Annotated in this window: 12 protein-coding genes; all 12 read left to right on the plus strand. The window is 71.0% G+C overall.

Features of this window, described 5'->3' with window-relative positions; translation table 11 throughout:
• The first annotated feature begins 235 nt into the window (after nucleotides 1–235).
• The 12 genes from ACZ60E_RS01650 to ACZ60E_RS01705 all read left to right on the plus strand — a co-directional run bounded on the left by ACZ60E_RS01650 (nucleotide 236) and on the right by ACZ60E_RS01705 (nucleotide 15,369).
• Nucleotides 236–478 carry a hypothetical protein gene (locus ACZ60E_RS01650; protein ID WP_469436958.1) on the plus strand — a complete coding sequence of 81 codons (243 nt, stop codon included), beginning with the start codon at nucleotides 236–238 and terminating at the stop codon, nucleotides 476–478.
• Nucleotides 478–2,811 carry a heavy metal translocating P-type ATPase gene (locus ACZ60E_RS01655; RefSeq protein WP_469436960.1) on the plus strand — a complete coding sequence of 778 codons (2,334 nt, stop codon included), beginning with the start codon at nucleotides 478–480 and terminating at the stop codon, nucleotides 2,809–2,811. Before ACZ60E_RS01650 ends, ACZ60E_RS01655 begins: the two co-directional genes overlap by 1 nt.
• Entirely contained in the window at nucleotides 2,811–3,323 is a 513-nt protein-coding gene (locus ACZ60E_RS01660) for a copper chaperone PCu(A)C (RefSeq protein WP_469438291.1), read from the plus strand. Before ACZ60E_RS01655 ends, ACZ60E_RS01660 begins: the two co-directional genes overlap by 1 nt.
• Nucleotides 3,320–3,979, plus strand: coding sequence for a sigma-70 family RNA polymerase sigma factor (locus tag ACZ60E_RS01665; protein WP_469436962.1), 660 nt, complete (start codon nucleotides 3,320–3,322; stop codon nucleotides 3,977–3,979). Before ACZ60E_RS01660 ends, ACZ60E_RS01665 begins: the two co-directional genes overlap by 4 nt.
• Before the next feature lie 160 nt (nucleotides 3,980–4,139).
• Entirely contained in the window at nucleotides 4,140–4,892 is a 753-nt protein-coding gene (locus ACZ60E_RS01670; protein WP_469436964.1) for an aspartyl/asparaginyl beta-hydroxylase domain-containing protein, read from the plus strand.
• Nucleotides 4,892–6,274, plus strand: coding sequence for an MFS transporter (locus ACZ60E_RS01675; RefSeq protein ID WP_469436967.1), 1,383 nt, complete (start codon nucleotides 4,892–4,894; stop codon nucleotides 6,272–6,274). The genes ACZ60E_RS01670 and ACZ60E_RS01675 overlap by 1 nt, the downstream gene beginning before the upstream one ends.
• Nucleotides 6,275–6,331: 57 nt before the next feature.
• The gene (gene scoE, locus ACZ60E_RS01680) at nucleotides 6,332–7,222 is read left to right on the plus strand and encodes a (3R)-3-[(carboxymethyl)amino]fatty acid oxygenase/decarboxylase (RefSeq protein ID WP_469436969.1); all 891 of its coding nucleotides are present in this window, start codon (nucleotides 6,332–6,334) and stop codon (nucleotides 7,220–7,222) included.
• Nucleotides 7,219–7,746, plus strand: coding sequence for a (2E)-enoyl-ACP glycyltransferase (scoD, locus tag ACZ60E_RS01685; RefSeq protein ID WP_469436971.1), 528 nt, complete (start codon nucleotides 7,219–7,221; stop codon nucleotides 7,744–7,746). The genes scoE and scoD overlap by 4 nt, the downstream gene beginning before the upstream one ends.
• Nucleotides 7,747–7,787: 41 nt before the next feature.
• Complete coding sequence (locus tag ACZ60E_RS01690; RefSeq protein ID WP_469436974.1) at nucleotides 7,788–9,422, plus strand: fatty acid--CoA ligase; 1,635 nt, start codon at nucleotides 7,788–7,790, stop codon at nucleotides 9,420–9,422.
• A 92-nt stretch (nucleotides 9,423–9,514) separates the two neighbouring features.
• Nucleotides 9,515–9,817 (plus strand): phosphopantetheine-binding protein, encoded by a 303-nt coding sequence (locus ACZ60E_RS01695; RefSeq protein ID WP_469436976.1) that lies wholly within the window; start codon nucleotides 9,515–9,517, stop codon nucleotides 9,815–9,817.
• A complete protein-coding gene (locus tag ACZ60E_RS01700) occupies nucleotides 9,804–14,195 on the plus strand; it encodes an amino acid adenylation domain-containing protein (RefSeq protein ID WP_469436978.1) in 4,392 nt (1,463 codons plus the stop codon). Before ACZ60E_RS01695 ends, ACZ60E_RS01700 begins: the two co-directional genes overlap by 14 nt.
• 136 nt (nucleotides 14,196–14,331) lie before the next feature.
• On the plus strand, nucleotides 14,332–15,369 hold the full coding sequence (locus ACZ60E_RS01705; RefSeq protein WP_469436980.1) for an ABC transporter substrate-binding protein: 1,038 nt from the start codon (nucleotides 14,332–14,334) through the stop codon (nucleotides 15,367–15,369).
• Nucleotides 15,370–15,374: the final 5 nt, after the last annotated feature.

Raw genomic sequence — 15,374 nt, forward strand, 5'->3', positions numbered from 1 at the left:
CACGGCTGCGGGAGCACCGGCGTGTCCGCCGACGCCGGACGTCTGCGCGCCTCTGAAGCCACGCCCGGAGCAACCGCCACTCGTGTGACGCGGGCCACAGGAGCACCGAGGAACCCCGCTCGCGGCCGGCCCGACTACTGAGGCGGTTCGGCGCGATCCCGGCGACGCCGTACGACGTGACCTGGAGACGCGGTTGATGGACGAGCCCCGGCGATCCCCCGCAAGCGGTGCGGCCGTGTTCCTGCGGAGAACGGCACCCCCGCCCGCCCTCTGCGGCTTCTTCCTGCTGCTGGCACTCCTCTTCACGGCCTCCTACGGCGCCGGGGTGTCCGCCGGACCCGTCGCACCCGGAATGCACGGCCCAACCGGTACGAGCGGCAGCGGCACGGACCCCGGCACCGGCACCGGAGGCGGCGACGACATGGGGGACGGCGGGGACATGGGCGGTATGGGCGACACGCATGAGGGAGACCGCTGATGGGCGCGGAACAGGTGACGATGGCCGCTCTGGTCACCACCGATCTGACCGTCGGCGGGATGACCTGCGCGGCCTGCGTGAACCGGGTGGAGAAGAAGCTGGGCAGGCTGGAAGGGGTCACGGCGACCGTCAATCTGGCCACCGGCACCGCCCGCGTGACCCATCCGGCGGACATCGGCCCAGGCGAACTCGTCGCGACCGTCGAGAAGGCCGGATACACCGCGGCCGTACCCGAACCGCCCACGCCCAGGGGCGAGCAGCGCGAAACGCCGGACGACGACGGTTCCGAGGACACGAGGTCGGCGCGCGACCGGCTCATCGTCACGGCCCTGCTCGCCCTGCCCGTACTCGTCCTGTCGATGGTGCCCGCACTCCAGTTCCGCAACTGGCAGTGGCTGTGCTTCGCCCTCACCGCACCCGTCGCCGTGTGGGGCTCCTGGCCCTTCCACACCCGCGCGGTACGCGGTCTGCGGCACTCCACGGCGACCATGGACACCCTGGTGTCGCTGGGTGTACTGGCCTCCTTCGCCTGGTCGGCGTACGCGCTCTTCCTCGGCGGAGCCGGCGACCCCGGGATGCGGATGCCGTTCACGCTCGTGCCCTCCGTCCCGGACGGCGTCCCGCACATCTACCTCGAAGCGGCGGTCGGCGTACCGCTGTTCGTCCTGGCGGGCCGCTTCCTGGAGGCGAGGGCCCGGCGCGGGACCGGGGAAGCACTGCGATCGCTGGCCTCACTCGCCGCCAAGGAGGTGGCGGTCCGCGTCGACGGCACCGAACGGCTCGTCCCCATCGCCGAGTTGCACGCAGGGCAGGTCTTCGTGGTGCGGCCGGGGGAGCGGGTCGCCACCGACGGGACGGTGACGGAGGGCAGTTCCGCGGTGGATCTGTCCCTGGTCACCGGCGAGGCCGAGCCGATCGAGGTCGGGCCCGGTTCGGCCGTCGTCGGCGGGGCCGTCAACTCCGGCGGACTGCTCCTCGTACGGGCCACGGCGGTCGGCGCGGACACGCAGCTCGCCCGTATCACCCGGCTGGTCACCGAGGCGCAGACCGGCAAGGCGCGCGCCCAGCGGCTCGCCGACACGGTGGCCGGTGCGTTCGTGCCCGTCGTGCTGGCACTGGCCGTGACCACCCTGGGCTTCTGGCTGGGCGCCGGTGCCGACGCGCAGGCGGCCGTCACCGCGTGCGTGGCCGTCCTGGTCGTGGCCTGCCCCTGCGCGCTCGGCCTCGCTACCCCGACCGCGCTGCTGGCCGCGACCGGCCGTGGCGCCCAGCTCGGCGTGCTGGTCACCGGCCCGCAGGCGCTGGAGGGGCTGCAGCACGTCGACGTCGTCGTCCTGGACAAGACCGGCACACTCACCTCCGGCCATATGAGCGTCACCGCGGTCACCGCCGTACCGGACGGACTCGGCAGGGACGCCGTGCTGCGGCTGGCGGGGGCCGTGGAGCAGGGCTCGGAGCATCCGCTCGGCCGGGCCGTCACGGCGTACGCGCGGCGCGAGTCGGCCGCGGGCCGACAGCGGCCGGGAGGAGCGGGAGTTTCGGAAGCGGTTCAAACGCCCGAGGTTCATGGGCCGCTCGGGGTGAGCGAGTTCCGTGCTCTGCCGGGGCGGGGGGTGCGCGGCCGGGTCGAGGGGCGGCTCGTCGAAGTACTCACCCCGGACGACGAGCTGCCCGCCGCGCTCGCGGACGCCCTGTCGGCGGCCGAGGCCGCCGCCCACACACCCGTCATGGTCCGGGTCGACGGCACGGTCGAAGCCCTGATCGCGATCGGCGACGTCGTACGGCCCGGCAGCTACCGGGCCGTCGAACGGCTGCGCCACCTCGGGGTGCGCCCCGTGCTCGCGACCGGCGACCGGGAGGCGCCCGCCACGGCCGTCGCGTCCGCCCTGCGGATCGACGAGGTGCACGCCCGCCGCACACCCGAGGACAAGGCAGACCTCGTACGGGACCTTCAGAAGCAGGGTTACCGGGTCGCGGTCGTCGGTGACGGGGTGAACGACGCCGCCGCGCTGGCCGGAGCCGACCTCGGCATCGCCATGGGCAGCGGCACCGACGTGGCCATCGGGGCCGCGGACGTGACGCTGGTGCGCGGCGACATCGAGGCCCTCGCGGACGCGATCCTGCTCGCCCGCCGCACCCTGGGCACCATCCGCGCCAACCTCGTGTGGGCCTTCGGCTACAACGCCGTCACCGTGCCGCTCGCCATGGTCGGCCTGCTCAACCCGATGCTCGCCGCGGCGGCCATGTCGGCCAGCTCGGTGCTGGTCGTCGCCAACAGCCTGCGCCTGCGCGCCTGGCAGCCCTCGCCCGCCGCCCGGAGGCGTACCCGATGATGACCGACCAGGCCCTCTGGCGGCCGACGCGCCGCCGGCTCACCGACACCCTGCTCGCCGCGCTCGCGCCCGTCGCCGTGTCCGTCCTCGCCCTCGGCGGTCTGAGCATGTGGACGGTCCTCGGCAACGCGGGCAGCCCGGCCCGGATCGCGGTCACCGGCGGACGCCTGTTCCTGCCCACCGGTGACACCCCGGAGACGGCGGCCTTCTTCCGGATCACCAACACCGGAGGCTCGGCGGACCGGCTGCTCAAGGTGACGTTCACCGAGACCGGCGGCGCCACCACCCTCAGCCGCCATCGCATGACCGGCGCCCGCTCGGCCTCCGCGCGGACGGTGACCTCGGTCCCGGTACCGGCCGGCGACAGCATCTCCATGTCCCCGAACAGCCTCGACGTGATCGTGCCGGTGAACGCGGACTGGCGGATCGGCGACCTCGTGACGTTCACCCTGCACTTCGAGCGCAGCGGAACCGTGCGGAGTGACGCGGTCGTGGACCGGCCGGGCCGGTGACGGCTGAATCCGGCACGTCGGAATCCGGCACGGTTGAATCCGGTACGGCTGAACCTGACACGTCGGAAGCCGGCACGTCGGAGTCGCGTGACGAGGCGGCCACCGCCTGGGCGCTGGCCGCCCGGGGCGGCGACCCCCATGCCGTCGACCGGTTCGTGCGCGCCCTGCGTCCGGACGTCGTCCGCTACCTCACCCATGTCGGCGCCGACCACCAGGTGGCCGACGATCTGGCGCAGGACACCTTCCTGCGGGCGCTGGGCAGCCTGCACCGGTTCGAGGGGCGCTCGTCGGCACGTACCTGGCTGCTGTCCATCGCCCGGCGCACGGTCGTCGACAGCCTGCGGTACGCCGCCGCACGGCCGCGGCTGGCCGACACGGACGACTGGACGGCCTGCGCCGACCGGGCACGGCCGAGCGGACTGCCCGGCTTCGAGGAGGGTGTGGCGCTGCTCGACCTACTGGACGCGCTGGCGCCCGAGCGACGCCAGGCGTTCGTGCTCACCCAACTGGTGGGGCTGGCCTACGAGGAGGCCGCCGAGTTGAGCGGCTGTGCCGTCGGGACGATCCGCTCACGGGTGGCCCGGGCCCGCGCGACCCTCGTCGGACTTCTCGCCCAGGCAGAGGAATCGCGCCTCCCGGCGACCACGGCCGGATGAGTACTCCCGCGAACTCCCGCGCGAACTTCCGGGAATTCCTGGGAATTCCCGGGAACTCCCGCGCACCGCTGACCGACTACTGAGGTGAAAGCGCAGGCCCGCCCCGCCGGCCACCGCGCGAGGTCGTCGGCGGGACGGGACGCGGGACATGGAGAACCGTGTGACACCGGAAATAGAGAACGCCTTCGCCGCGATCAGAGCCGAGTCCGGAAAGGATTCGATCGACCGGGTCGAGCAGATGCTGGCGGCGGGCAGGGGCGAAAGGCATCCACTGCAGAAGGCGGCCAAGTGGGTCATGCCGGGAATCTCTCCGACGCCCTGGCACGATCCCTACGCACACCCGGAACTGGCACCCGTGGTGCGCGCATTGGAGGCCAACCATCGGGCGATCAGGAAGGAGTTCGGTTCCGCATGGACCGCCCGCCGCGAGGCGTTCTCGGACTACGAGCACTATCTGACACGCCAGCGCAACTGGCAGGCGCTCCATCTCTTCCGCGACGGCGGCCTCGTCGAGGAATCGGCAGGTATCGCGCCCACCGCGTACCGGGTGCTGAAGGATTTCGCCGTGGACACGGGAATCCTGTGCCCCCTCCTGGAATGCCATTTCTCCACGCTGTTGCCCGGCGCCGTCATCGAACCCCATTGCGACCTGTGGAACTTCAGCATCAATCTGCATCTCGCCGTGGACATCCCTGACGGGTGCGGCATCACGGTCGCGGGCGAAACGCGCTCGTGGGAGGAGGGGAAATGTCTGCTCTTCGACTACTCGTTCGAGCACGAGGCGCGCAACGAAGGCACCGCACCGCGAACTTGTCTGCTCATCGACCTCTGGCATCCGGAGACCACCGTTCCGGAACGCCGGGCGCTGGAGGCCCTCGTGACCGAGGTGCGCCGGCTCGTGCGGGGCGAGTGATGCGCAATGCGCTCGGTCTTCCGCTGGCCGTGCTGGCACTGGGGCAGCTCGTCATCTCGCTCGACTACAACATCGTGTACGTCGCCCTGCCCGACATCGGCGCCGGGCTGGGCTTCTCCGACCACGATCTGCAGTGGGTGGTGAGCGCCTACGTCGTGGCCACGGGAGGCTTCCTGCTGCTGGGCGGCCGGGCCGCGGACCTCCTCGGCCGGCGCCGCATGTTCGTCGTCGCGGCGCTGCTCTACGCGGGCTCGTCCCTGGTGGGCGGGCTCTCCCAGTCACCCGGCGTACTGGTCGCCGTCCGGGCGGTCCAGGGCATCGGCGGTTCCCTGCTGTTCCCGGCGACACTGTCCCTGATCGGCACCCTGTACGAGGAGGGGCGCGACCGGAACCGCGCACTGGCGGTCTGGGGCGCCGCGGGAGCCGGCGGGCTGTGCTTCGGATCGCTGCTCGGCGGGGTGCTGGTGGAGGCGTTCGGCTGGCCGTCGGTGTTCTTCGTCAACGTGCCCGTGGCGGGAGCACTCGCGGTGGCCGGACGGCTGCTCTTCCCCGCCGACGGACCGCGGGACCGCTCGCGGAGCTTCGACGTGGCGGGTGCGCTGACCGCGACGGGCGGCATCACCCTCCTGGTGTTCGTGCTGGTGCGGGCACCCGCCGAGGGCTGGGCGACTCCCACGGTCCTCGTGAGCGCCGTGCTCTCCCTCGGCCTGCTGATGCTCTTCGCCGTGGTGGAGCGCAGGTCCCGTGATCCGCTCCTCCCGGCAAGGCTGCTCGGCCACCGCGGTCTGCTGACCACCATGGCGATCGCCGCCCTGTTCGGTGCCACCTTCAGTGCGGTCCCGTACTTCCTGACTCTCTACTTCCGCACGGTCCAGGGATACGGTGCCGCCGCCACCGGGCTCGCGTTCCTCGTCCCCGCCCTCGTGGTCGCCGTAGGTACACAGGCCGGTGAGCGTGCCGTGTCCGTCTTCGGCGTCCACCGCATGCTGGTGGGCGGGATGACGCTGGGCGCCGCCGGAGCAGTGGCACTGACTCCGGCGCTGACCTCGGACGGCTCGTATCCCGCGCTGCTGCCGGGGATCGTCCTGCTGGGCCTCGGCCAAGGAGCCGCCTGGACGGGGATGTGGATCGCCGCGTCCGCCGGGATCGCCCCCGGTGACCAGGGCGTGGCCTCCGGAATGGCGTCGACCGCCCTGCAGGTCGGCGGTGCCGTGGGCCTGGCCGTACTGGTCGCGACGGCCGGCGGCATCGGGCAGAACGCCTCCGGCCCGGTCCTCCTCGACGGCATCCGTACCGCCGTCCTCGTCGTCGCGGCAGGCATCGGCTGCGGCGCGCTCGCGCTGTTCGCCCGCCGTCCGACGGCGGACATCACCACGTCCTGAGCAGCGTCCACGAGCAGTCGGCCGGTGCCCCGGCCGATCTCCCGAGAAAGGCAACCCATGCACATCCAAGACCAGCCCGGCGACGCGATCGGCGTGATCGTCGAGGGGTTCGACCACACCGACGCCTCCGACGCCGACATCGACGTCCTCAAGAACGCCGTCTACACGAAGAAGATCGCCGTCCTGAAGGGACAGGACCTCTCTCCCGAAGCGTTCCTCGCACTCGGCAGGCGACTGGGCCGCCCGGAGACCTACTACGAGCCCATGTACCACCACCCGGAGGTCACGGAGATATTCGTCTCCTCCAATGTTCCGGAGAACGGACAGCAGATAGGCGTACCGAGGACCGGCAAGTTCTGGCACGCCGACTACCAGTTCATGCCGGACCCCTTCGGAATCACCCTGATATACCCCCAGGTGATTCCGGCGAAGAACAGGGGCACGTACTTCATCGACATGGGCCGGGCATACGACGGACTGCCCCGGGAACTCAAGAAGGAGATCGACGGAACGTACTGCCGGCACTCCGTGCGCAAGTACTTCAAGATCCGTCCCCATGACGTCTACCGGCCGATATCCGAGATCATCGAGGAGGTCGAACGGAAGACCCCGGCCGTCACGCAGCCGACCACCTTCACCCATCCCATGACCGGCGAGACCGTCCTCTATCTCAGTGAGGGATTCACCGTCGGCATCGAGGACCGGGACGGCGAGCCGCTCGACGAGGAGCTGCTCAAGCGCCTGTTCGAGGCCACCGGCCAGCTCGACGAGACCTTCGAGCACGACAACATCCACCTTCAGGGTTTCGAGCAGGGCGACCTGTTGGTCTGGGACAACCGCAGTCTCATCCACCGCGCCCGGCACACGACCGCACCCGAACCGACCGTCTCCTTCCGCGTCACCGTGCACGACGAGCGCAAACTCCACGACGGAATCGAGGCGGCATGACACCCCTCCTCGCGACCGAGCACCCCACGGACGAGCACCTGCTGGCGCGGGTGCTCACGCCCTACAAGGACCACTGCAAATACCTGCGTTCGGCCGTCGTGGTGTCCGAAGGCGCCGGACAGGCGTCAGCCCGCTGCGAGTTCGCGATCCCGGAGTCGTGCTACATCAACGACACAGGGCATCTGAATTCCGTCGAGGTGAACATCTGCTACAACCAGATGATGTATTACCTCGTCGCCAAGTCCGTGGAAGAGGGGCTGCTGGCGGGGTTCGAATCCTGGACGCTGGACGATTTCTGGAAGCATCAGCTCCCTGACATTCTCATCGCCCGGTTCGCCGCGAATTTCCGGCGTCCGGTCAATCCCCGTGCGTTTTCGGGGGAGATGGAATTCCGGTCCGTCACCCGGCGTGTTCCGGCCGGCGGCTCCCCGTTCCTGCACGCGGAGACCGTCTACCGCTGCTGGGACGCCGCATCGGGCCGGTGCGACGGCAAGGCGGTCCTGGCGTTCGTCAACGTCCCCTGACATGACACGACACGACACGAGTGACACGAGACGAGAGCTGCATGACCACGGACAGACTCCACCACCCACAGCTCCGGACGCTCGTCCAGACGACGAGCTTCCACGCGGAGCACCGGCCCACCGCCCCCGCCGTGCTCTGCGAGGGCCGCACACTGACGTACGGGCAACTGCACAGCGAGAGCAATCGCATCGCCCACGCCCTCCGGGCCGCCGGACTCGGACCGGGCGACCGGGTCGCCTACCTCGGCAAGGAGTCGGAGCGCTACTACGAGGTGCTGTTCGGGTGCGCCAAGAGCGGCACCGTCCTCGTCCCCGTCAACTGGCGGCTCGCCGCGCCCGAGGTCAGCCACATCCTCCAGGACTCGGGCGCCCGACTGCTGTTCCTGGAAGCCGAGTTCGGGCCGACCGTCGAGCGGATGCCGGGTGCGCCTCCGGAGACGATCGTCGCGCTCAATGACGGCTTCTCCGCCTGGAAGGCGCCCCACCCGGACACCGACCTGGCTGCCCACCTCGATACCGACCCGGACACGAGCCCCGATACCGACCCAGTCATCAGCCCGGACACCGGTGCGGCTCCGCACGTCACCCCCGACACCCCGGTCGCCCAGCTGTACACCAGCGGCACCACAGGACTGCCCAAGGGTGTCGTCCTCGCCCACCGCAGCTTCTTCGCGATCCGGGACGCCCTGGCGAGCGAGGGACTGGACTGGATCGACTGGCGCACCGGAGACATCGCACTGATCGGTATCCCCGGATTCCACGTCGGCGGTCTGTGGTGGGCCACCCAGAACTTCAACGCGGGCACGACCGTGGTCGCGCTGCGCGCCTTCGACGCCCGCGAGGCCGTCGACCTCATCCGGGACCTCGGCATCACCACCGCCTGCGTCGTGCCCGCCATGCTCCGCATGATGCTCGGCGAACCCGGCGTCGGAGCACGGGACTTCACCACTCTGCGCAAGGTCGTCTACGGCGGCTCCCCGATCTCCGAGGCGCTCCTGGAGGAGAGCCTCACGGTTGTGAACTGCGAGTTCGCCCAGATCTACGGCCTCACCGAGACCGGCAACACCGCGGTCTGCCTGCCACCGGCCGCCCACGTCCCCGGCAGTTCCCTCATGCAGGCGGCCGGACGCCCCTATCCGGGCGTACGCGGCAAGGTGATCGACGGCGAGAGGCGCGAACTGCCCCCGGGCGCCGTCGGAGAGGTCTGCCTGGCCACGCCCGCGCACATGGTCGAGTACTGGGGGCTGCCCGAGAAGACCGCGGAAGTCCTCGTCGACGGCTGGATCCACACCGGGGACGCCGGATACATCGACGAGGACGGATACGTCGTCATCCGGGACCGCATCAAGGACGCCATTCTCGTCGCCGGCGAGAACGTCTACCCCGCCGAGATCGAGAACGTCCTGGAAGGCCACCCCGGCGTCGCCGAGGCCGTCGTCGTCGGCGCCCCCGACGCACGCTGGGGCGAGTACGTGCACGCCTTCGTCGTCCCCGCCCCCGGGCACCGGCCCACACCCCGCGACCTGCACACCTTCCTCGTCCCGCAGCTGGCGGGCTTCAAGCTGCCGGCCCGCTACGAGCTGATCGACAGCGTTCCGCGCAACCCGAGCGGCAAGATCCTGCGCCGGGAACTGCGCGACCGTTTCTGGAGCGCCTCCGCCCGCAAGGTCAACTGACCGCGTCCCAGCCCAAGTGCCGAGCGCCGAGTACCAAGCGCCAAGTACCAAGCGCCAAGGACCAAGTTCCGAGCGCCGACGAGAGAGACCACATGCCTGCTCCCCTCACCCTGGACGGTTTCCGCGCGGACCTGGCGGAGTTCCTGTACCAGCGGCCCGACGAGGTCGACCTCGAAGAGAGCCCCCTCCTCGCGGGCCTCGACTCCCTGCGCATCGTCACCCTCATCGAACGCTGGCGCGAGACCGGCGTGGACGTGAACTTCGTCGAACTCGCCGAGTGCACCTCGTTCGCCCAGTGGTGGCACCTGCTCTCCGCAGGTCAGGCACGCCAGGCATCCCAGGCACGCCAGGCACGCCAAACCAGTCAGGAGGGAGCGGACCGTGCCGGCGCATGACGACGGCACGGCGGGCGGCCACGCGCTGCTCGCCGCCCAGGAGGCCATCTGGACCGGCCAGCAACTGGACGCGGACAGCCCCGCGTACAACACGGCCGAGTACGTGCACATCACCGGACCGGTGGACCCGGACGTCCTCGACTCCGCGCTGCACCAGGTCGTCGCGGAGACCCCCGCCCTGAACGTCTCCTTCGTCGTCGACGCGGACGGCCGGCCCCGGCAGCGGGAGACGCCGGCCGGGGACTGGCGGCTGCACACCGCCGACCTCACCGCCGAGCCCGACCCGTATGCGGCGGCCCTGGCCTGGATCGACACGGACATGACCCACCCCGTCGACCTCGCACACGGTCCGCTCTTCGGCCACGCCCTGCTGCGCGTCGCACCGGAGGAACACCTCTGGTACCACCGTGTGCACCACATCGCCCTCGACGGCTTCGGCCTGTCGCTGGTCGCCCGCCGGGTCGCCCAGGTCTACACCGCCCTGACGAAGGGCGAACCGACGGGGGACAGCGGCTTCGGCACCCTGGCCTCCGTACGGGACGAGGAACGCGCCTACCGGGAGTCGCCCCGCTTCGCCGAGGACCGCGCGTACTGGACGGGCCGGTTCGCGGACCGCCCGCCGGTGGCCACCCCGGCGGGTCGTACGGCCCTGCCCGCACGCACCTTCCACCGTCGAGTCGTCGACCTCGGCGCGGACCGTACGCAGGCTCTGCGCACGGTCGCCCGCGAACTGAAGGTCACCTGGTCGGAGGTCCTGCTGGCCGTGACGGCCGCACAACTGCACCGCGCGACCGGCGCACCGGAGATCGTCCTCAGCCTGCCCACCATGGGCCGGCTCGGCTCCGTCGCCCTGCGCGTGCCCTGCATGGTCCGCAACATCCTGCCCCTGCGCGTCGCCGTCTCCGCGTCCGACAGCGTGCGTGACCTGGCCGTGCGGATCTCCGCCGAACTGCGAGCGGGCCTGCCGCATCAGCGCTACCGCTACGAGCGACTGCGGCGCGACCTCAAGCTCGTCGGCGGACAGCGCCGATTGTCAGGGCCGGGCGTCAACATCATGCCTTTCGCGTACGACCTGCGTTTCGCCGGACACCCCAGCACCGTCCACAACGTCTCCGCCGGACCGGTCGACGATCTCTCCGTCAACGTGTACGACCGCGCCGAGGGCGGGGGACTGCGCATCGCGGTGGACGCCCACCCCGACCTCTACGACGAGGCGGACGTCGTCGCGTTCCAGGAGGAACTGCTCCTGCTGCTCGACAAGGCGATCGCCGTTCCGTACGGGCCGCTCGGCGGCTTCGGTGCGCGCACGCGTGCCCGGCCGGACGTCGCCGACATCCAGGTCCTGGACGGAGGTCCGCTGCCCGGCCCCGCCCGCCCGGTCCTCGACCTGATCGCCGAACACGCCTCCCAGCGCGGCGGATCCATCGCCGTCGAGAGCGCCGGGCGAGCCCTCACCTACGCGCAACTGCTCGACTTCGCACGGGAGACGGCCCGCCGGCTGACCGCGCGGGGGATCGGCCGCGGCGATCTGGTGGCCGTCGTCCTGCCGCGCGGCATCGAGGCCGTCACCACCGTCCTCGGCGTCCTGCTGTCGGGAGCCGCCTACTGCCCGCTCGACCCGACCGCGACCCCGGCGCGCAGAGCGCAACTGCTGGACGACGCACGCCCCGCGCTCGTCCTCACCTCCGAAACGGTCCTGAAGGAGCCCCAGAAGTCCCAGGAGCCTCAGAAGATCCAGCAGCCCCAGGAGCTCCAGGGGATCGGCGCCCGGCAACCCCCGGCGCCCGCGCCGGACGACCTCGCCTACGTCCTGCACACCTCGGGCTCCACCGGGCGTCCCAAGGGCGTGGAGATCGGCCACCGCGCCCTCGCGCACTTCGTCGCCGGCGCCACCCATCGCTACGGCCTCCAACAGGACGACCGAGTCCTGCAGTTCGCCCCCCTGCACTTCGACACGAGCGTCGAAGAGGTCTTCCTCACCCTGTGCCGGGGCGCCACGCTCGTCGTCCGCGACGACGACATGACCGACTCGGTCCCCGGCTTCCTGAACGCCTGCGCACGGCTGCGGATCAGCTTTCTCGACCTGCCCACCGCCTACTGGCACGAACTGGCCCACGCGCTGTCGACCGGCTCGGCCGACCCCCCGGTCCTGCCCGCCGGGATACGTACCGTCGTGATCGGCGGAGAGGCCGCCCTGCCCGAACGGGTCGACCGCTGGCGCAAGGCGGTCGGCACCTCGGTGCGGCTGCTGAACACCTACGGGCCGACCGAGGCGACCGTGGTCGCCACCGTCGCCGACCTGCACGACGAATCCCTCCCCGCGGGAGACGTCCCCATCGGACTGCCGCTCCCCGGCACCCGTGCCGCCGTCGTCGACGGTGAACTCCACCTCCTGGGAGCCAACTTGGCGCTCGGCTACCGAGGAGCCCGGCCACCGGACGCGTCCCGTTTCGCCCCGCTCGACCGGCTCCCCGGAGCGCCCCGCGCCTACCGCACCGGCGACCTGGTACGGCTCGGCGACGACGGCCGGCTGCGGTACCTGGGCCGTTCGGACGCGGAGTTCAAGATCAGCGGTCACCGGGTGCACCCCGCCGAGGTGGAGAACGCGCTCCTCACCCACCCGGCCGTCCGCGACGCCGCCGTGGTCGGGCAGGTACTGGAGGACGGGACGCGGCGGCTGATCGCGTTCGTCGTCCCGGACGGCCCACCTCCGTCGACGGCCCTGCTCAGGGCACACCTCCGGGCGACCCTTCCCGCCGCGATGATCCCTTCGGCCGTCGAGTTCCTGGACCACATGCCTCGTACCGGCTCCGGGAAGACCGACCGGGACGCGCTCGGACGGATGGCGCCCCGCCCCGGAGCGCAGACGGGCACGTCCGACGGCACGCCGGTCGCGTACGAGGACGCGTCCGACAGCCCGTTGGAGCGGGCCGTCGCCGACGCCTGGCAGCGGGCGCTCGGCATCACGACCCTCGCCGCGCAGGACGACGTGTTCGATCTGGGCGCCCAGTCCCTCCAGGCCATCCAGGTCGCCAACCGCCTGGGTACCGAACTCCACCGGGAGGTGAAGGTCGCCTGGCTCTTCCAGCACCCGACCCCCGCCGGGCTGGCGGGTTTTCTCGAACGGCAGGCACGGGCGCGGCAGCCGTCCGTCGCTGCCGGTCTGCCGGCCGGCCTGCTCGCGGACACCGTCCTGGACCCGGACATCCGGCCCCGGCCCGGCGACGGGTCCCGGGCGGGACACGCACCCGACAGGATTCTCCTCACCGGTGCCACCGGCTTCGTCGGCGTACACCTGCTGGCCGAACTCCTCACGGGCACGAGGACCGATGTCGGCGATCCCGAGGTGGTCTGTACCGTCCGGGCCCAGACCCCCGCCGAGGCCACCGCCCGTGTCCATGAGGCACTGAAGGCCCACCGGATCCACCTTCCGGACCAGGCACTGCAACGCATCACCGCGATCCCCTCGGATCTCTCCCGCCCCCGACTGGGCCTCGAAGAACGGCACTTCGCGGAACTGGGCCGTACCTGCCGGGCGATCGTCCACAACGCGGCGACCGTCAGCATCCTGCGCGAGTACGCCACGCTCCGCGCCGCCAACACCGAGTCGACCAGGGACCTCCTGCGCATGGCGGCGGCACGTTCGACCCCGCTGCACTATGTGTCGACCCTCTCGGTCGCCCCGTCACTCGCGCTCAGCCGCGAGGTACCGGAAGCCTTCCTCCCGCCCCACGCCGGACTCCGCTCCGGCTACCAGCAGTCGAAGTGGGCGTCGGAGCGCCTGCTGGAACAGGCCGCCGAGAGAGGTCTGCCCGTCACCGTGCACCGGCTCGGCCGGGTCGTCGGCCCGTACACCACCGGTTACGTGAACGAGCGGGACTTCCTGTGGAGCGTGCTGCGCGCGGGAGTGCCCGCGGGCATCGTCCCCGACCTGTTCGAGGAGGAGACCTGGACACCGGTCGACCACGTGGCCAAGGCCCTCGTCCACCTCAGCCTCGTACAACGCCCCTCGAACGCCACGGTCTTTCAGCACGCGGCCACCGCCCCGGTACGCCTGAGCGACCTCTACGACTGGCTGGGGGAGTACGGCTACCCGCTGCGCCGCATGACGACGGCCCGCTGGCGGACCGAACTGGCGCGCTCTGCCGACGCTCCGGGCGCTGAGGCCTCCACGTCGGCGACCACGCTGGCCTTCTTCGACTCCCGGGACGCGGAACCCGCCGGACTCGACCTCCGGCTGGGCCGCATCCGCTCCGACAACGTGAGGAACGGTCTGCGCGGCAGCGGCATCACGTGCCCGCCCGTCGACCGGGACCTCGTCTTCCGCTATCTCGACCACTGCGTCACCAGCGGAATGCTGCCGCCACCGGCGAAGTAGTCACGGGCCTTCGGGAACTCAGGAGTCCCCTCCTCCGACTACTGCAACAGCGCCGTACGCAGGCGAATCACCTGCGTACGGCCCACGCACCGCTGACCTACCGCCCACGTGCCGCCCATGCAACAAGGAGCCCCGCATGTCGAAGAAACGGCCGGTCGCCGTCGCCCTGGCCGGCGCCCTCTGTCTGGTCACGACGGCCTGTGCCGACGCGAACGACACGACAGGCGCCGCGGGCGAGGCATCAGCCGCCGCGGCGAAGTCGGGCTACCCGGTGACCCTCGACAACTGCGGGGCGACCCAGAAGTTCACCGAGGCACCCGGCCGGGTGGTCGTCATGAACGGCGCCTCGGTGGCGGAGGTGTCCACCCTGCTCGCCCTCGGCCTCGGCGACAGCATCGTCGCCAACCAGCAGAGCTATGGAATGTCGGAGGTCGACGGCCGGGCCGAGGCCATCAAGGGCCTGCCCGACGGAGGCGTCAAGCTCAACGACGCCTACGACGTCCCGCGCGAGGCGATGATCGGCCTGCGCCCCGACCTCGTGCTGTCCACGACCTCCTACGGCTTCGACGAGAAGAACGGCTTCGCCACCCGCGACCAGCTCAAGGACGTGGGAGCCCACACCTACGTCTCCCCGCAGGGCTGCGACCAGGACACCTCGAAGATGACGATCGCGGACAGCTACACCCTCCTGCGGGACATGGGCAGGGTCTTCGACCGGAGCGACCGGGCCGAGCAGCTGATCGCCGCGTCCGAGAAGAACATCGCCGGCGTCGCCGCCAAGGTGAAGGGCGAGAAGCGGCCCAAGGTCATGGTCCTCTTCTCCAACATGGCCATGGGCGGGAACGACTTCAGCTCCGTCGTCGCCAAGGGCATCTACAACGACATCCTCGCCGAGGCGGGCGGCACCAACGCCTTCGAGTCGGCCTCCAAGACCTCCTTCGCCGACCTGAGCAAGGAGAAGGTGGCCGCCACCGACGTCGACGCGCTCGTCGTCATCGGCTACAACGACCCGAACCCGGCGGCCTACGCCAGGAAACTGCTGAAGGAGTTCCCCCAGTGGCCGGCCGCGAAGAACAACACGTACGTGGCCCTGTCGGACTCGATGTACCTCGGCCCGAGCAACGACCTGGCCGTCGCGAAGATCGCCGGGATGCTTCACCCCGACGCGTTCTGAAGCCC

The sequence above is a fragment of the Streptomyces sp. NPDC102514 genome (genome assembly GCF_055584525.1).